At 69.6% G+C, this 16722-nt stretch carries 16 protein-coding genes and 1 tRNA gene; 6 read left to right on the plus strand and 11 right to left on the minus strand.

Features of this window, described 5'->3' with window-relative positions; all coding sequences use genetic code 11:
* Positions 1 to 61: 61 nt before the first annotated feature.
* The 3 genes from ACFVAE_RS05875 to ACFVAE_RS05885 form a co-directional block, all read right to left on the minus strand.
* Positions 62 to 1420, minus strand: a complete 1359-nt coding sequence (locus tag ACFVAE_RS05875; protein ID WP_378889012.1) for a PhoH family protein — start codon at positions 1418 to 1420, stop codon at positions 62 to 64.
* A gap of 183 nt (positions 1421 to 1603) precedes the next feature.
* Positions 1604 to 2710 carry an aminotransferase class V-fold PLP-dependent enzyme gene (locus ACFVAE_RS05880; protein ID WP_378889015.1) on the minus strand — a complete coding sequence of 369 codons (1107 nt, stop codon included), beginning with the start codon at positions 2708 to 2710 and terminating at the stop codon, positions 1604 to 1606.
* Positions 2711 to 2792: 82 nt separating this feature from the next.
* On the minus strand, positions 2793 to 3575 hold the full coding sequence (locus ACFVAE_RS05885; RefSeq protein WP_378889017.1) for an isoprenyl transferase: 783 nt from the start codon (positions 3573 to 3575) through the stop codon (positions 2793 to 2795).
* A gap of 108 nt (positions 3576 to 3683) precedes the next feature.
* Here ACFVAE_RS05885 and ACFVAE_RS05890 point away from each other — a divergent pair, with 108 nt between their 5' ends.
* A complete protein-coding gene (locus ACFVAE_RS05890) occupies positions 3684 to 4388 on the plus strand; it encodes a hemolysin III family protein (RefSeq protein WP_378890513.1) in 705 nt (234 codons plus the stop codon).
* Positions 4389 to 4468: 80 nt separating this feature from the next.
* Complete coding sequence (locus tag ACFVAE_RS05895; RefSeq protein WP_378889020.1) at positions 4469 to 4942, plus strand: S-ribosylhomocysteine lyase; 474 nt, start codon at positions 4469 to 4471, stop codon at positions 4940 to 4942.
* 1 nt (position 4943) lies between these two features.
* On the opposite strand, the gene ACFVAE_RS05900 is transcribed toward ACFVAE_RS05895, so the two are convergent.
* A complete protein-coding gene (locus ACFVAE_RS05900) occupies positions 4944 to 5183 on the minus strand; it encodes a hypothetical protein (RefSeq protein ID WP_378889023.1) in 240 nt (79 codons plus the stop codon).
* Between the two features lie 67 nt (positions 5184 to 5250).
* On the opposite strand from ACFVAE_RS05900, the gene ACFVAE_RS05905 reads away from it, so the two are divergent.
* Positions 5251 to 5637 carry a DUF4307 domain-containing protein gene (locus tag ACFVAE_RS05905; RefSeq protein ID WP_378889027.1) on the plus strand — a complete coding sequence of 129 codons (387 nt, stop codon included), beginning with the start codon at positions 5251 to 5253 and terminating at the stop codon, positions 5635 to 5637.
* 114 nt (positions 5638 to 5751) lie between these two features.
* On the plus strand, positions 5752 to 6240 hold the full coding sequence (greA, locus tag ACFVAE_RS05910) for a transcription elongation factor GreA (RefSeq protein WP_378889030.1): 489 nt from the start codon (positions 5752 to 5754) through the stop codon (positions 6238 to 6240).
* 70 nt (positions 6241 to 6310) lie between these two features.
* Here greA and ilvA read toward each other — a convergent pair whose 3' ends face one another.
* Both ilvA and ACFVAE_RS05920 read right to left on the minus strand, forming a co-directional pair.
* Complete coding sequence (ilvA, locus tag ACFVAE_RS05915) at positions 6311 to 7540, minus strand: threonine ammonia-lyase (RefSeq protein ID WP_378889033.1); 1230 nt, start codon at positions 7538 to 7540, stop codon at positions 6311 to 6313.
* A complete protein-coding gene (locus ACFVAE_RS05920) occupies positions 7537 to 8733 on the minus strand; it encodes an AI-2E family transporter (RefSeq protein WP_378889036.1) in 1197 nt (398 codons plus the stop codon). The genes ilvA and ACFVAE_RS05920 overlap by 4 nt, the downstream gene beginning before the upstream one ends.
* A gap of 59 nt (positions 8734 to 8792) precedes the next feature.
* Here ACFVAE_RS05920 and ACFVAE_RS05925 point away from each other — a divergent pair, with 59 nt between their 5' ends.
* Complete coding sequence (locus ACFVAE_RS05925; protein ID WP_378889039.1) at positions 8793 to 10046, plus strand: winged helix-turn-helix domain-containing protein; 1254 nt, start codon at positions 8793 to 8795, stop codon at positions 10044 to 10046.
* Positions 10047 to 10134: 88 nt separating this feature from the next.
* Here ACFVAE_RS05925 and ACFVAE_RS05930 read toward each other — a convergent pair whose 3' ends face one another.
* The 3 genes from ACFVAE_RS05930 to ACFVAE_RS05940 all read right to left on the minus strand — a co-directional run bounded on the left by ACFVAE_RS05930 (position 10135) and on the right by ACFVAE_RS05940 (position 13345).
* Complete coding sequence (locus tag ACFVAE_RS05930; protein WP_378889042.1) at positions 10135 to 10701, minus strand: LemA family protein; 567 nt, start codon at positions 10699 to 10701, stop codon at positions 10135 to 10137.
* 104 nt (positions 10702 to 10805) lie between these two features.
* Entirely contained in the window at positions 10806 to 12119 is a 1314-nt protein-coding gene (locus tag ACFVAE_RS05935; RefSeq protein ID WP_378889045.1) for a D-arabinono-1,4-lactone oxidase, read from the minus strand.
* Complete coding sequence (locus tag ACFVAE_RS05940; protein ID WP_378889048.1) at positions 12116 to 13345, minus strand: amino acid deaminase/aldolase; 1230 nt, start codon at positions 13343 to 13345, stop codon at positions 12116 to 12118. The genes ACFVAE_RS05935 and ACFVAE_RS05940 overlap by 4 nt, the downstream gene beginning before the upstream one ends.
* A gap of 98 nt (positions 13346 to 13443) precedes the next feature.
* Here ACFVAE_RS05940 and ACFVAE_RS05945 point away from each other — a divergent pair.
* Positions 13444 to 13516: transfer RNA gene (locus ACFVAE_RS05945), tRNA-Leu, on the plus strand.
* A gap of 3 nt (positions 13517 to 13519) precedes the next feature.
* Here the strand turns inward: ACFVAE_RS05945 and ACFVAE_RS05950 are convergent.
* Positions 13520 to 14890, minus strand: coding sequence for a glutamate decarboxylase (locus ACFVAE_RS05950; protein ID WP_378889051.1), 1371 nt, complete (start codon positions 14888 to 14890; stop codon positions 13520 to 13522).
* A gap of 156 nt (positions 14891 to 15046) precedes the next feature.
* Positions 15047 to 16714 (minus strand): NAD(P)/FAD-dependent oxidoreductase, encoded by a 1668-nt coding sequence (locus tag ACFVAE_RS05955; RefSeq protein WP_378889054.1) that lies wholly within the window; start codon positions 16712 to 16714, stop codon positions 15047 to 15049.
* Positions 16715 to 16722 lie beyond the last annotated feature (8 nt).

Here is a 16722-nt window from a genome sequence, read left to right on the forward strand (position 1 = left end):
CTCCATCGTCAGGGCCCCCAGTGCTACGACAGACACTAGCGCGCAGGACGACGGATGTCGGTCAGCTGAGTTCCGTGCCCTCCAGAAGATCGGTCACGAGCGCGGCGATCGCCGACCGCTCGGAACGGGTCAGAGTGACGTGCCCGAACAGCTCGTGCCCCTTGAGCGTCTCGATCACCGAGGCGATGCCGTCGTGGCGCCCCACTCGCAGGTTGTCGCGCTGACCGACGTCGTGGGTGAGCACGACGCGGGAGTTCTGCCCCATCCGGCTGAGCACGGTGAGCAGCACATTGCGCTCCAGCGACTGCGCCTCGTCGACGATCACGAAGGCGTCGTGCAGCGAGCGCCCGCGGATGTGCGTGAGAGGCAGCACCTCCAGCATCCCCCGCTCGACGACCTCCTCGACGACGTTGCCCGAGACGACGGAGCCGAGCGTGTCGAAGACCGCCTGGCCCCACGGATTCATCTTCTCCTCGCGATCACCGGGCAGATACCCGAGTTCCTGGCCGCCGACGGCGAACAGGGGCCGGAACACGATGATCTTCTTCTGCTGCTGGCGCTCCAGCACGGCCTCGAGGCCGGCGCAGAGGGCGAGCGCGGACTTGCCGGTGCCCGCGCGGCCGCCGAGCGACACGATGCCGACCTCGGGGTCGAGCAGCAGGTCGATCGCGATGCGCTGCTCGGCCGAGCGGCCGTGCATCCCGAAGATGTCGCGGTCGCCGCGCACCAGCCGGTACTCGCCGTCGCCGGTGACGCGTCCGAGCGCCGATCCGCGCTCGGAGTGGATGATCAGCCCGGTGTTCACCGGGACGCCTCGGACGTCGTCGCTGAGGCCGATCTCGCTTTCGTAGAGGTCGCTCATCTCGTCGCCGGAGAGGTCCACGTTCGCGATGCCCGTCCAGCCCGAGTCGACCGCCTGCTCGGCGAGGTACTCCTCGGCGTCCAGTCCCAGCGAGGCCGCCTTCACCCGCATCGGCAGGTCCTTCGACACGATCGTGACGTCTTGGCCGTCCTGCGCGAGCTGCGCGGCGATGGCGAGGATGCGGCTGTCGTTGTCGCTGAGCCGGATGCCGGCAGGCAGCACCGTGAGGTCGGCGTTGCCGAGCTCCACCCGGAGCGTTCCGCCGTCGCCGACCTCGACCGGGAAGTCCAGCCGGCCGTGCTCGATGCGCAGCTCGTCGAGGTGGCGCAGCGCCCGGCGGGCGAAGTAGCCCAGCTCCGGGTCGTGCCGCTTGGCCTCGAGCTCGGTGATGACGACGACCGGCAGCACGATCGAGTGCTCGGCGAAGCGGAACAGCGCCTGCGGGTCGCTGAGCAGCACCGAGGTGTCGAGCACGTACGTGCGGAGGGCTGTGGCGTCGTCCTGCTTGCGGGCGGTGGCCCTGCGGGTGGACTGCTGCGGCGCGGTGCGTGTGGTCACGATCGATCCCCCGATCCGGGCTGAACCCGGCTCTGCTGCGAGTCGACCAGGGGCCACGAGTCGCTGACCTGATGGCCGACTCGACCGGACGCGGTGTCCGATGTCTGTAAGGTACGACCGCGCCACCGACCTTCCCGAGACCGACACGCGACGGACTCGTTACGCTGCGGTGAACGTCGTGTGTCAGAACGCCGCGAGCGCCTCGCCGAACAGCTCGATCGTTGCGGCATCGGTGCCCGCATGGGCGGCGACCCGCACCGCTCCCCCGCGTGCGGTCGCTGCGACGCCGGCATCCGTCAGCGCGGCCGACAGACCGTCGGTGTCGTCCGGCACGAGCGACACGATCCCGGCCCGCCGCTCGCGCTCGCGCGGCGACGCGACGGGGATGCCGTGCTCGTCGGCGAGGGCGATGATCCGGTCGACGTGCTCCGCGATCCGCGTCTCGATGGCGGCGACCCCTGCGTCGCGGATCTCCGATGCACCCGCCGCCAGGCGCACGGCGGCGAGGTGATCCGGCTGGCTCACCGTGAAGGCACGAGCGGATGCCGCGGGAGAGGGCAGCTCGTCGAGGAACAGGCCGTTCGAGGTCGTGCCGGCGATGCCGCTCAGCACGGGACGGATGCGGGTGCGCGCCTGCTCCGAGTAGCGCGCGAAGCCGGTTCCCCGTCCGGCGCGCAGCCACTTGTAGCCGTGCCCTGCGACGACGTCGGCGGCCGACCAATCGACGTCGACGACGCCGAAGGACTGCACGGCGTCGACGATCAGCAGCCGGTCGGGGCCGATCAGCTCGCGCAGTGCGTCGAGGTCGACGCGGAAACCGGTCCGGAAGTCCACGTGGCTCACGGCCACCGCGGTCACGTCGTCGCTGAGCGCCTCGGCGACGGCATCCGTCGTGACGAACCCGCCGGCGGGCGTGATCCAGCGCGGGGACAGCGCGCCGTTCGAGGCCTGCGCCGCGCGCTCGAGGGTGAGGCTGACGCTGGGGAACTCCGCGGTCGAGGCGATCGCCGTGCCGGACAGGCCGTACAGCGCCTGCGCGAGCCCGTGCGTCGACGACCCCTGCAGCACGACTTCCCCGGATGCCGCTCCGAGAATCTCGGCGATCGTGTCCGTGGCCTGCGCCGCGCGGGCGAAGACCGGCGCGTGCGCGGCCGGCTCGGCCTGCGACAGCTGCTCGAGCGCCCAGAGGCTCTCGGCTCGCACCGCCGGGGAGATCGGCCCGAAAGCCGCCCAGTTCAGATACCCGCCTCCGCTGCCGAAGGATGCCACGTACTCGTCGAAAGCGCTCATCGTTTCAGTCTGGCACCCCGGGTGAACCGTCCGTCCCGCTTCGCCCGCTCAGGACCAGACCTCTCGCTCGGAGTCCAGGACGTCAGCGCCCGAAGCGGCGGTCGCGGTCGGCGAAGTCGCGGATCGCACGCAGGAAGTCGACCCTGCGCAGGTCGGGGCCGAGCGCCTCGACGAAGTAGAACTCGCTGTGCGCGCTCTGCCAGAGCAGGAAGTCGCTGAGCCGCTGCTCGCCGCTGGTGCGGATCACCAGATCGGGATCGGGCTGGCCGCCGGTGTACAGGTGCTCGCCGATCATCTCGGGCGTGAGCTGCTCGGCGAGATCCTCGAGCGTGCCGCCGGACGCCTCGTGCTGGGCGATGATGCTGCGCACCGCGTCGACGATCTCGTTGCGTCCGCCGTAGCCGACCGCGAGGTTCACGTGCAGGCCCTTGTTGTCCTTGGTGCGCTCCTGCACCTCGGCGAGCACGCGGGCGAGCTCGGGCGGCAGGATGTCGGCGCGGCCGACGTGCTGCACCCGCCAGTCCTTCTCGCGCGAGAGGGAGTCGGCCAGCTCGGCGATGATCTCGATGAGATCATCGATCTCCTGGGAGTCGCGCTTGATCAGATTGTCGCTGGAGAGCAGGTAGAGCGAGACGACCTTCACGCCGAGCTCGTCGCACCAGCCGAGGAATTCGCGCATCTTCGCGGCACCCGCGCGGTGTCCCTCGGCGACGGAGCCGTAGCCCAGTTGCCGCGCCCAGCGCCTGTTGCCGTCGATCATCATCGCGACGTGATGTGGAACGGATGCCGCATCCAGCTGCCTGCGCAGCCGGTTGCCGTACAGCCGGTACAGCGGGCCCCGGCCATCACTCGTGCGTGCGTTCACGTCTCAACGCTACCGCCGTCGGCTGTGAGAGCCGATCATGTACGGCTTACGGAATACGCGTGAGCCTAGAGTGAGCACGTGAGCACCCGACCCTCCCCCTCCGCCGACATGCCCCAGCTTCCGCTGCTGGCAGAGGCCGAGCAGGACGCCGCTGCCGAGATCAAGCCGACCTGGCGCGGCTGGATCCACGCCGCGACCTTCCCGGTCGCCATCGCCGGGGGCATCGTGCTGATCGTGCTCGCGCAGGGCGCGCCCGCGAAGTGGGCGGCCGCCGTGTTCATGGCGACGTCGATGCTGCTGTTCGGCAACTCCGCGCTCTACCACCGGTTCGACTGGGGCCCCAAGACCAAGATCGTGCTCAAGCGCATCGACCACGCGAACATCCTGCTGCTGATCGCGGGCACCTACACGCCGCTGGCCGTGCTGGCTCTGCCGCCGCAGAAGGGTCTGCTGCTGCTCATCGTCGTCTGGAGCGGTGCGATCCTCGGCATCCTGTTCCGGGTGTTCTGGATCAACGCGCCGCGATGGCTGTACGTGGCCCTCTACCTGCTGCTGGGGTGGGCTGCGGTGATGTACATGGTCGACCTGGTGCAGGCGAACGTCGCGATGATGGTTCTGGTGTGCGTCGGCGGCCTCTTGTACACGGCGGGCGCCGTCGTCTACGCGATGAAGAAGCCGAACCCGTGGCCCGGGCACTTCGGCTTCCACGAGATCTTCCACGTCTGCACGGTGCTGGCGTTCCTCTGCCACTGGGCCGCATGCCTGCTCATCTCCCTGCAGCCGTACTCACCGTCGCTCGGCCTGCCCGGCTGACGCACGGCGACGCACTCGACCGGCTCCGTCCCGCGGCTCGGTAGCATCGGAGACATCCGGACCCGATCAGAGGAGCACCCATGGCCGAAGTCGAGAGCTTCACGCTGGACCACACCGCCGTCAAAGCCCCGTACGTGCGTCTGATCTCGGTCGAGCGCGGCCCGCGCGGTGACGCGATCTCGAACTTCGACGTGCGATTCGTGCAGCCGAACGAGGGTGAGATCCCGACCGCCGGCCTGCACACGATCGAGCACCTGATCGCCGCACAGCTGCGCGACCACCTGGACGGCGTGATCGACATCTCGCCGTTCGGATGCCGCACGGGCTTCCACCTGATCGTGTGGGGAGAACCGGCCGTCGTCGATGTCGTCGCCGGCATCCGGGAGAGCTTGCGGTTCATCGCCGAGAAGGCGGAATGGGCCGACGTGCCCGGTGTCTCGGCTGTGGAGTGCGGCAACTATCGCGACCACAGCCTGCACAGCGCCCGCGAATGGGCGAGGCTCATCCTCGACCAGGGCATCAGCCTGGACGCGTTCGAGCGCGTGGGAGTCTGACTCAGGCGTCCTTGTCGCCCTGCTCGGCCTCGCGTGCGGCGGCCTCTTCGGCGTCGAGCTCCTCACGCACCTCTTCGCGGTACCGGACGCGGCGGATGCGACGGTTCATGTCCCAGATGAGAAGGATGACCGCGACCACCAGGACCGCCACGATCGCGAAGCCGACGAAGCCGGGGGTCACCAGCTCGGGGTTGACCGTCGAGGTCGGCGTCGGCATCGGGGTGTCCGCGAACGGGAGCATGTGTGCGCCTTTCATAGGCAGGTCGAATAGCCTGTATGTACCAGCCTAACGACGCCGCAGGAGAGCCGTGACCACCGCCCAGGAACTCGACGAGCGCTACGGCCGCACCCGGAAGCGCCGGTTGCCGTGGATCATCGCCGGAGCCGTCGCCGTCCTGCTCATCGCCGCGTTCGGCTGGATGACGGTGGTCAAGGAGATGAACTCCGTCGGCGCCGACGACCTGGGCTTCGAACTCACCGATCCGCACACGGTGACCGTGCACTATCAGATCACTCCGCCGCGCGGTCAGGACGTGATCTGCGTAGTCGAGGCGCTGGACGAGGAGTTCGGCATCGTGGGCTGGAAGGTCGTCGAGATCCCGGCGATCGAGAAGCACTCGAAGGCCATCACGACGGTCGTCCCGACCGTCGCGGAGGCCACGACGGGTTTGGTGAACTCCTGCAGGGTCGCCTAGACTCGGTGCCAGACAACCGACGCCCCGGCCAGTGCCGGGGCGTCTTGGCATATCCCCCGGCCCCGCTGCGGGCCGCACCATGCCCCTGAAGGGGCCCGAACGAAGGAGCACGCTGTGTCCTCAGACACCCAGGTGCCGTTCCTCACCCAGGAGGCCTACGACCGGCTCGTCGCCGAGCTCGAGCACCTCTCCACCATCGGCCGTGACGAGATCGCGAAGCGCATCGAAGCGGCACGCGAAGAGGGCGACCTCAAGGAGAACGGCGGCTATCACGCCGCCAAGGACGAGCAGGGCAAGCAGGAGGCCCGCATCCGCACTCTCGAGCAGCTGCTCAAGACCGCCAAGGTCGGCGAGGCTCCGGCCAGCCGCGGCATCGTCGAGCCGGGTACCGTCGTCACCGCCCTCGTGGCCGGTGGCGAGGAGACCTTCCTGCTCGGCAGCCGAGAGATCGCCGGCGGCACCGACCTCGACGTGTACAGCGAGGCGAGCCCGCTCGGCCAGGCCATCATCGGTCTCAAGGTCGGCGACAAGACCAGCTACGAGGCGCCCAACGGCCGCGCGATCTCGGTCGAGGTCACCGGCGTGGAGACCTTCACCGGCTGAGGTCCGGAACACGAAGACGGCGGGATGCTCCTCACGGAGCATCCCGCCGTCTTCTGTCTTCGGCGCGCGGCTACTCTGCGATGATCTGCGGTTCGTAGCCACCCGCACGGAGCGAGTCGAGCGTGAGCTGGGTGTGCTCAGGGCCGCGGGTCTCGATCGAGAGCTGCAGGATCATCTGGTCGATCTGCAGGCCCTGGCCGTGCCGGGTGTGCAGCACCTCCATGACGTTGGCACCCACCTGCGCGAGGATCTCGGACACCTTCGCGAGCTGACCGGGGCGGTCCGGCAGCGGGATGCGCACGGTGGCGTACCTTCCGGATGCCGCGAGGCCGTGCGAGACGACGCGCTGCAGCAGCATGGGGTCGATGTTGCCGCCGGACAGGATCGACACGGTCTTGCCCGTGCCCCGCACCTTGCCTGCGAGGATCGCTGCGACGCCGACGGCGCCGGCGGGCTCGACGACCACCTTGGCGTGCTCGAGCAGCACCAGAAGCGCACGCGCGATGTCGTCCTCGCTCACGGTGACGATCTCGTCGACGAGCTCGCTGATGATCTGGAACGGGATCTCGCCGGGCTTCGCGACAAGGATGCCGTCGGCGATCGTCGCGTGCGTGGTGATCTCGACCGGGTGTCCGGCCTCGAGCGACGGCGGCATCGCCGCCGCGTTCGCGGCCTGCACGCCGATCACCCGGACGGTGCGTCCTGCGGCGGCCGCGGCCTGCTTGACCGCCGCGGCGACACCCGCGATCAGGCCTCCACCGCCGATGCCCACGAGAACGGTGTCGACGTCGGGGACGTCCTGCATGATCTCCAGGCCCAGCGTGCCCTGCCCGATCACGACGTCGCGGTGGTCGAAGGGCGGGATGAGCACGGCGCCGGTGCGCTCGGCGAACTCGGCCGCCAGGCGCAGCGAGGTGGCGACCGTCTCGCCCTCGAGCACGACCTCGGCGCCGTAGCCGCGGGTGGCGAGCAGCTTGGGCACCGGAACGCCCAGCGGCATGAAGATGGTGGCCGGGATGCCGAGGGCCTGTGCGGCGAGTGCCACGCCCTGGGCGTGGTTGCCGGCGGATGCGGCGACGACGCCGCGCGCCCGCTCCTCGGCGGTGAGCTGGGCGAGCCGGTAGCTCGCCCCGCGAATCTTGAACGACCCCGTGCGCTGCAGGTTCTCGAGCTTGAGCAGCACGGGCGCCCCGACCACGTCGCTGAGCGCGCGGGACAGCTCGGTGGGCGTGTGCGAGATCACCCCCGACAGGCTTCGAGCCGCTTCTTCGAACTCCGCCAGCGTGGGGACTGCGCTCATCGATTCCTCCGTCGCCGCTCGCGCGGCACTGTGCTCCAGATAAGGTCTGCGTCGGGTGTCTTCCCAGTCTTCCACGACCCCGAGCCGAGCGTGACCGCGACGACGTTGACGAAGGCGGCCAGCGGCACGGCGAACAGGGCACCGGGGATGCCGGCGATCATGGCGCCGCCCGCGACCACCAGCACCACGGCGAGCGGATGCACCTTCACGGCCGACCCCATCAGGAGCGGCTGCAGGATGTGGCCCTCCAGCTGCTGCACGCCGAGCACGACGGCGAGCATCGCCACCGCGATCCACAGGCCGTTGTAGACCAGGGCGAGGAACACGGCGATCGCACCGGTGACCACCGCACCCACGATCGGCACGAACGAGCCGAGGAACACCAGCACGGCGACGGGAAGCGCCATCGGCACGCCGAGCAGGAACGCGCCGAGGCCGATGCCGACCGCATCGATCGCCGCGACGAGCAGCTGGGTGCGCGCGTAATTGATGACGGTGGCCCAGCCGGCGCGCGCGGAGGCGTCCGCCGCGGGGCGCGCCGCACGGGGGAAGAGCTTGACCGTCCACTTCCAGATGCCGCCGCCGTCGGCGAGCAGGCAGATCAGGATGAAGATCGACAGCACGAGCCCCGTGAGCACGTGCGCCGTGGTCGTGGCGACGCCCAGTGCCCCGGACCAGAGCACGGAGGCCTGATCGTTGATCAGCGCCATGCCCTTGTCGATCCATTCCTGGATCTGCGTCTCGGTGAGGTTGAGCGGGCCGTCCAGCAGGAACTGCTTGAGCTGCTCGACAGCGGCCGCGGTCTTCACCTGCACGTCCGGCAGCTGGTCACGCACCTGCCAGACGACCAGGGTCATCAGACCGCCGACGATCGCGGCGACGCCGATCAGAGACGTTGCCACGGCGAGCCAGCGCGGCCAGCGATGCCGAAGCATCCAATCGAACGACGGCCACAGCAGTGCGGTGACGAGGATGCCGACGAGGAGCGGGACGACCAGCAGCTTCAGCAGCATGACCAGCCAGATGAACACCGCTATGACCGCGACGATCACCAGGATGCGCCAGGAGTACCCGGCGGTCACCCGCAGCGGCATCGGCACGTACTCGTCGACCGGCGTGGACACCGTCCGCTCGGTCGAGGGCGGCTCGGCACGGAACGGGTTGCGGAATCGCGGCCTGCGCTCGTCGCTCATCGCCTCAGTTTACGGGGCGCGCTGACGGAGGTGTCGGATGCCGCCGATACGCTGGCCGGATGACCGCCAGCCTCAGCGCCGCCGAAGCCCGCCGCATGACGCTGGGCGCGCAGGGTCTCTCCCGGCGCCGCCCCGACGCCGTCTCGTCGCGGCATCTGCACCGCGCGATGGAGCGCCTCGGCGTGCTGCAGATCGACTCGGTGAACGTGTTCGCACGCTCGCACTACCTGCCGATGTTCGCGCGGCTCGGCGAGTACGACACCGCCGTGTTCGACCGCGCCTTCTTCTCCTCGTCGAGCCGCTACGTGGAGTACCTCGCCCACGAGGCCGCCTTCATGCCCGCCGAGGACTGGCCGCTCTGGCGGTTCCGGATGCAGGATTTCCGCGCCAAGTGGGAACGGGACGCCGACTCCTGGCTGAACGTGAACGGACGCACGCTGGCGTGGGTGCGCGACGAGCTCCGCGGCCGCGGGCCGCTGCGGCCGGCGGACCTTCGGGAGGACGCGCCGCGCGAGCGCGGCGGCTGGTGGGACTGGGACGACGTGAAGATGGCCCTGGAGCACCTGTGGCGCCTCGGTGATGTCGCCGTGTCCGGCCGGCGCGGCTTCGAGCGCAGCTACGCGCTCGCGGAGCAGGTCATCCCCGGCGACGCGCTCGCCCGTGAGGTGACGCGGGATGCGGCGATCCGCGAGCTCGTGCTCCGTGCCGCGCGCTCGTACGGCGTGGCCACTGCGGCCGACCTCGCCGACTACCATCGCATCCGCGACCGCGGCGCCGTGCAGCACGCGATCGACGACCTCACCGATGCCGGCGAGCTGACCCCCGTCACCGTGCGCGGATGGGAGCGCGGCGGAAGGCAGGTGCCGGCGTGGCGGCACACCGACGCGGCGCTCCCCCGTCGCATCGACGGCGCGGCGCTGCTGACGCCGTTCGACCCGGTGGTGTGGTTCCGCGACCGGGCTCTGCGCATCTTCGATCTCGACTACCGGATCGAGATCTACGTGCCCGCCGAGAAGCGCCGATACGGGTACTACTCACTGCCTGTGCTGGTGGGAGACCGGATCGTGGCACGCGTCGATCTGAAGGCCGATCGAGCGGCATCCGTGCTCCTGGTCCAGTCCGCCTGGTGGGAGCCTCAGGCACGGGCGTCCGACGCGGAGCAGCTGGCGGGCGAACTGGTGCGTGCGGCCTCCTGGCAGGGCCTGGAGCGCATCAGCGTGTCGCGGTGGGGCGATGCCGCCGAACCGCTCGCGCAGGCCCTGCACGGCGGCGTGGTGGCCGTCGAGCGGCACCGGCATCCGCGGGAGGCGTGAGAAGAACGGGGTTTCGGCTCGCAGGCTCGCTCAGACCCTGACACGCAAGAGGCTCAACGCGACTTCGTCGCATTGAGCCTCTTGCGTGTCAGAACTGCACGCGCGGCGGCTCCGAGATCGCGCTGCCGTCCGTGACCTCGAAGAACTCCCGCTCGGTGAAGCCGAGCCCGCGGACGAACAGGTTGTTCGGGAAGACCTTGATCTTGGTGTTCAGCTCGCGCACGCCGCCGTTGTAGAACCGGCGGGACGCCTGGATCTTGTCCTCGGTGTCGACCAGCGACGACTGCAGCTGCAGATAGTTCTGGCTGGCCTGCAGCTGCGGGTACGCCTCGGCGACCGCGAACAGGCCACGCAGGGCCTGTTGCATGTGCCCCTCGGCGACGCCCGCTGCGCCCGGCGCGGTCGCCGACAGAGTCTCGGCCCTGGCGCGCGTGACGCTCTCGAAGACCGCCTTCTCGTGCGAGGCATAGCCCTTCACGGTCTCGATCAGGTTCGGGATCAGGTCGGCCCGGCGCTTGAGCTGGACCGTGATGTCGCTCCACGCCTCGTCGACGCGGACGTTCGCCTGCACGAGAGAGTTGTAGGTCGACCACAGATAGATGCCGACGAGCAGGAGCACGCCGACGACGATCAGTACCGGTACGAGCCATTCCATGGGGCAGAACCTTTCCAGACGTGTGCAGTCAATCCTAAGCGCGGCCGACTGCGCGACCGCTGGATGCCGCGAAGCGGCGCGGCATCCGTGGCTCGAGACCCCGCTCAGGCGCCGAGGATGCGCTCCAGATGGCGGTTGCCGAACATGCGGTCCGGGTCGAGCCGGTCCCGCAGCGCGACGAAGTCGTCGAAGCGCGGATAGCGCTCGCGCAGTTGATCTGCGGTGAGCGAGTGCAGCTTGCCCCAGTGCGGGCGGCCTCCGTACCCGGCCATGATCTGCTCGACGGCGTCGAAGTATTCCCGGGGGTCCGCGCGCCAGTACCGGTGCACGGCGATGTAGGCGCTGTCGCGCCCGGATGCCGTGGACAGCCAGAGGTCGTCGGCCTCGGCGAAGCGGACCTCGACAGGGAACTCGATCTTCCAGCCCTTATCGGCGATCAGCTGCTGCACTTCGCGGAACGCCGGTACGACATGCTCTGCGGGGATCGCCCACTCCATCTCGCGGAAGCGCACCGTGCGGCGGTGGATGAGCACCCGGTGCGACTGGTCGGAGTAGCTCGCGTCGCCGGTGAGCTTGACCGCGAGTCGGTTGAACGGCGGGATGATCCCCGGAGCGATCCGGCTGGTCGCGCAGAACACGCGGAACACCCCGTTGGTCAGCAGCGTCTCGTCGACCCAGTGCCCGACCGCCGGCAGCGGTTCGCGGCGCGCCGACTCCGGCAGCCGCGTCTGCGTCTTGGTGAGCGCGACGTCGGTGTGCGGATGCCAGTAGAACTCGACGTGGTCGGATGCCGCGACCTGGTCGTGGATCGTGTCGAGGGCCTGTTCCAGCGGCTGCGGCGCGTCGACCGCCTGCAGCACGAACGCCGGCACGCACTGCAGCGTGACCTCGACGACGACTCCGAGGGCGCCGAGCCCGACGACGGCACCGGGCAGCATCTCGCTGTTCTGCTCGCCGTCGATGCGCAGGAACTCACCCTCGGCGGTGATGATCGTGAGGCCGCGGACCTGGGTCGCGATGCCGCCGAACCGTGCGCCGGTGCCGTGCGTGCCCGTCGAGATCGCGCCGGAGATCGACTGCCGGTCGATGTCACCGAGGTTCTCCATCGCGAGCCCGTAGGGTGCGAGGAGCCCGGGGATGCGGTGCAGCCGGGTGCCGGCGAGGAGCGTCACCAATCCGGTCTCACGGTCGGCCGAGACCAGTCCCTGCATGTCGTCGAGCTCGAGCAGCACGCCGGGCGCGACCGCGATCCCGGTGAAGCTGTGTCCGGCCCCGATCGCCTTCACCGTGAGTCCCTGCCTGGCCGCGGCCTTGACCGCGCGCTGCACGCCCTCGGGCGTGCGCGGGCGCTCGACGCGGACAGGGCGGACCGACGCCGACCGCCCCCAGTTCTGCCAGGTTCCGCCGGGTCGTGTCACAGGAAGGCCTTTCCTTCGCCTCGATAAGTGGGGATCTCGTCGATCACGGTGCCGCCGGAGACGACGTGGTAGGTGGCGATGCGCTCGGCGGGCTCGCCGCTCTTGGAGTGCCGGAACCACACCCGGTCGCCCACACGCAGTGTGCGGGCTTCCGGCCCCTGCAGCGGGGTCTGCACCTCGCCCGCCGCTTCGCGCGGCATCGTGCGCAGGCCCGCCGGCCATGCCGGGATGGGCTGGCGGGAGGCGACGGCGGGACCGGACGCGATCCAGCCGCCGCCGAGCACCGTCGCGATGTCGGCCGTGGGCTTGCGCACCACGTCGAAGGCGAACGCGGTCGCCGGAGCGGGCTGGAACGAGCGGTATCCGTCGAACAGGTGCCCGGCGAGCAGGCCGCTGCCGGCCGTCGCCTCGGTGACCGCCTCGTCGCTGCCGGTGAACTCGAGGGAGCCGGTGCCACCGCCGTTGATGAACTCCAGCGGCGCGATGTCGAGGACGGCTGCGGAGATGGCCGCGCGCCGCGTGCGCAGCTCGTCACGGGATCGCGCCTGCATGAGGCGGATGACCGGGGCATCCGCTCCGGCGTTATCAGGCTGCCCGGCGATCTGCGCCTCGTACATCTGCAGGCCGATCAAGCGGACGCCGGGGCGCTTCACGACCTCGGCTGCGAAGCCGGCGACGTCCGCCGCGGTGAACAGGGGCGAGCGGCGAACGCCCAGGTGCCCCAGCGCGGGCGCCCGGTACGAGGCGTCCACGTCGATGACGACGCGGATCTCGGGGCGCGACCCGGGCGGGACGATGCTGTCGATCAGATCGAGGTGCTCCGTCTCGTCGACCATCAGCGCCACGCGCGAGGCGAGTGTCTCGTCTCGCAGCAGGCGCTCCAGGCTCGCCCGGTCCACGCTCGGATAGCCCACGACGATGTCGTCGTGCGTCTCGGCCAGCCAGAGCGCCTCGGCGAGCGTGAAGGCGAGGATGCCGCGGAAGCCGGGAATGCGCAGCACGGCGTCGAGAACGCCGCGCACGCGCACCGACTTCGAGGCCACCCGGATCGGGATGCCACCGGAGCGCACAAGCAGGTCCATCGCATTGTGCCGCAGCGCCTCGCGCTCGATCACGCCGACGGGGGCGGGCAGGTGCGCGGTCGCCTCGGTCAGCCCGCGCCAGAAGCGCGCGGGCTCCTGCCAGGCCTGACGTTCGGGGCTCAGTTCATCGATGAGGTCGAGCACTCCCCCACCTTACGGTGTCGACGCTGCCAACGGAACGCGGATTCAGCGATCATGGCACTGAGTCGCGCCGAAGGCCGCCGTCGCTAGGCTGACCACGGGCCCCCATAGCCCAACGGCAGAGGCAGGCGTCTTAAACACGCTTCAGTCCGGGTTCGAATCCCGGTGGGGGCACCTTCAGTGCCGGAACCCGTCGCCCCTCGTCGATCGCGGCAGCGGGGCATCCAGGGATTCCAGAAAGGCCACCTCTTCACGGATCGTGGACAGCAGCGATTCCGCAAGATCCCTGGTCACACCGTTCCTGATCACGATGCGCTGCACGATGACCTGCTCGAGGTCGGCCGGCATCGGGTACGCGGGCACCAGCCAGCCGCGCATCCGCAGCCGATCCGAGAGGTCGTGCAGCGTCCATGCGCCGGAGTGCCCGTCTGCGAGCCGCCAGGCGAACACCGGGATGGTGGTGCCGTCGCTGATCAGCTCGAACGCGTCCATAGCCTGAATTCCCTCGGCGAGGTAGACCGCGACGGAGCGGGATCCGGCCTGCACCTCCGCATAACCCTCATGCCCGAGTCGGAGGAACAGGTAGAACTGCAGCAGCACCTGCGCTCCCGGACGGGAGAAGTTCAGCGCGAGCGTCGGCATGTCACCGCCCAGGTAGCTGACCCGGAACACCATCGACTCCGGCAGGGCCGCTGCATCCCGCCACACGGCCCATCCGAGCCCCGGGTACACCAGCCCGTACTTGTGGCCCGAGGTGTTGATCGAGGCCACTCTCGGCAGCCGGAAGTCCCACTCCAGGTCCGGGTCCAGGAACGGCGCGACCATACCGCCGGACGCCGCATCGACATGGATGGGCACGTCCAGGCCGCGTTCGGACTCGATCGCGTCCAGCGCGGCCTGGATCTCCGCGACGGGCTCGTAGGCGCCGGTGTAGGTGACGCCGAGGATCGCGACGACGCCGATCGTGTTCTCGTCCACGTATCCGCCCAGGATCTCTCCGTCCAGGACCGGATGCTCCGCACTGATCGGCACGTACCTCGGCTCGACCTCGAAGTAGTTGCAGAACTTCTCCCAGCACACCTGCACGGCGCTGGACATGACGAGGTTCGGTCTGCCCGCGTCCGCTCCCGCCGCACGGCGCCGCTCCTGCCATCTCCGCTTCAGGGCGATCCCCGCGAGCATGCACGCCTCCGACGACCCGACGGTCGAGGTCGCGGGGGCGGACGCCGGATCCGGGGCGTGCCACAGCTCCGCGATCATCCGCTGGCAGTACCCCTCGATGGCCGCGGTCTGCGGATACTCGTCCTTGTCGATCATGTTCTTGTCGAACGCCTCGGAGTACAGCCGCTGCGCCTCGTCGTCCATCCATGTGGTGACGAAGGTCGCGAGATTGAGGCGCGCATTGCCGTCGAGCATCGTCTCGTCGCGGACGATGTGGTAGGCGCTGAGCGGATCCATGCTGCGCTCCGGGAGCCGATTCTTGTCCACCGATCTGGCATCACCCGCACGCCGATGCAGCGGGTTGACGTCGATGCGCTCTTCGGACATGGGCCCTCCGTTCATCGGCGCGGCACGATGTCGCACCTCTCGATGTCCGCATCGCGATGCCGCGCGGATGCGGGTCACCCTAGCACCCGGCCCCGGCATCCCCACGGCACGCAGAACGCCCCGGTCCTCGCGGACCGGGGCGTTCTGACGATCAGTTCACTTCGCGGCGGAAGTGGCCTTCTTGACGGCGGGCTTCCGAGCTGCCGTCTTCTTGGCCGGAGCCTCCACCGTCGCGTCGTCCGCGGCCGCCGCGTCGGCCGAGACCTTCGGCGCGGCCGGCTTCACTTCGGCAGGCTCAGTACGACGCTTGGCGGCGGGCTTGCGAGCAGCGGGCTTCTTCGCGGCCGGCTTCTCCGCAGCGGGAGCCGCGACGGTCGCCTTGTCGTCGGCAGCGGCATCCGCCGCCGCCTCGGTCTTGGCGGCCGGCTTCTCAGCGGCCGGCTTCTCCGGAGCCTTCGCGGGCGTCGGAGCCGGGGCATCCGCCGCCGGACGCGGGCGGGCGGCGAACTCCTCGAAGACGTAGCGCGGGTTCTGCACGGTCTCGAGGTTGACGATGTCGCGGCCGAGCCACAGGTTGTGCCACCAGCCCCACAGCACGCGCCACTTGCGCTCCCACGACGGCATGGCCAGGCCGTGGTAGCCGCGGTGCGCGACCCAGGCGAGGAAGCCCTTCAGCGCGATCTTGCCGGACTGGAAGACACCGTTGTAGAGGCCGAGCCCGGCGACGGCGCCGAGGTTCTTGTGGAAGTAGTCCTTCGTGCCCTCGCCGCGCAGCACGGCCACGAGGTTCTTCGCGAGCAGCTTCGCCTGTCGCACGGCGTGCTGGGCGTTCGGCACGCAGTAGCCGCCGACGCCGCCACCGGTCAGGTCGGGGACGGCCGAGACATCACCGGCAGCCCAAGCTCCCTCGACGACCTCTTCGGGGGTGCCCACGCGCAGGTCGGCGCGGGTGCGGATGCGACCGCGCTCCTCGACGGGCAGGTCGCCGCCGCGCACTACGGTCGGGTTCGCCATGACACCGGCGGTCCATATGATCAGGTCGGTCGGGATGACCTCGCCGGTGGAGAGCTCGACGTTGCCGTCGACGGCGCCGGTGACCTGGGTGTCGAGGTGCACGTTGGCACCGCGCTTGGCGAGGTCCTTCAGGACCCACTCGCTGGTCTTCAGCGAGACCTCGGGCATGATGCGCCCCATCGCCTCGATGAGGTGGAAGTGCGTGTCCTCGAACGACAGCTGCGGGTACTTCGCGACGAGGGCGGACGCCAGCGAGCGGAGCTCTGCGAACGCCTCGATGCCGGCGAAGCCACCACCGACGACGACCGTGGTCAGCAGGCGGTCGCGCTCGGGACCGGCCGGAACCGACGCGGCCTTGTCGAAGTTCGACATGAGCTTGTCGCGCACGGCGACAGCCTCTTCGATCGTCTTCAGGCCGATCGCGTTGTCGGCGATGCCCGGGATCGGGAACGTGCGCGAGACGGCGCCGGCGGTGACGACGATCTGGTCGTAGGCGAACTCGTACGGGTCGCCCACCGGCGGGGTGATCGTGGCGACCTTGTTGGCGTGATCGATGCCGGTGATCTTCGCGGTGATGACGTTGGTGCGCTTCAGGTGACGACGATGCGCGACCACAGCGTGGCGCGCCTCGATCGAGCCGGCCGCGACCTCGGGCAGGAAGGGCTGGTACGTCATGTACGGCAGGGGATCGACCATGGTCACATCCGCTTCGCCCTTGCGGAGGTGCTTCTCGAGCTTCCACGCGGTGTAGAAGCCCGCGTAACCACCACCGACGATCAGAATCTTGGGGACAGTGCGATTCTCAGGCACAGAGGGAC

The sequence above is a fragment of the Microbacterium sp. NPDC057659 genome, assembly GCF_042799915.1.
Lineage (GTDB): Bacteria > Actinomycetota > Actinomycetes > Actinomycetales > Microbacteriaceae > Microbacterium.

Coding starts and splice junctions, on each gene's coding strand:
- ACFVAE_RS05880 (WP_378889015.1), bottom strand. CDS start 2,710: ATGAGCGCTTTCGACGAGTACGTGGCATCCTTCGGCAGCGGAGGCGGG.
- ACFVAE_RS05890 (WP_378890513.1), top strand. CDS start 3,684: ATGCCCCAGCTTCCGCTGCTGGCAGAGGCCGAGCAGGACGCCGCTGCC.
- ACFVAE_RS05895 (WP_378889020.1), top strand. CDS start 4,469: ATGGCCGAAGTCGAGAGCTTCACGCTGGACCACACCGCCGTCAAAGCC.
- ACFVAE_RS05900 (WP_378889023.1), bottom strand. CDS start 5,183: ATGCTCCCGTTCGCGGACACCCCGATGCCGACGCCGACCTCGACGGTC.
- ilvA (WP_378889033.1), bottom strand. CDS start 7,540: ATGAGCGCAGTCCCCACGCTGGCGGAGTTCGAAGAAGCGGCTCGAAGC.
- ACFVAE_RS05920 (WP_378889036.1), bottom strand. CDS start 8,733: ATGAGCGACGAGCGCAGGCCGCGATTCCGCAACCCGTTCCGTGCCGAG.
- ACFVAE_RS05925 (WP_378889039.1), top strand. CDS start 8,793: ATGACCGCCAGCCTCAGCGCCGCCGAAGCCCGCCGCATGACGCTGGGC.
- ACFVAE_RS05930 (WP_378889042.1), bottom strand. CDS start 10,701: ATGGAATGGCTCGTACCGGTACTGATCGTCGTCGGCGTGCTCCTGCTC.
- ACFVAE_RS05950 (WP_378889051.1), bottom strand. CDS start 14,890: ATGTCCGAAGAGCGCATCGACGTCAACCCGCTGCATCGGCGTGCGGGT.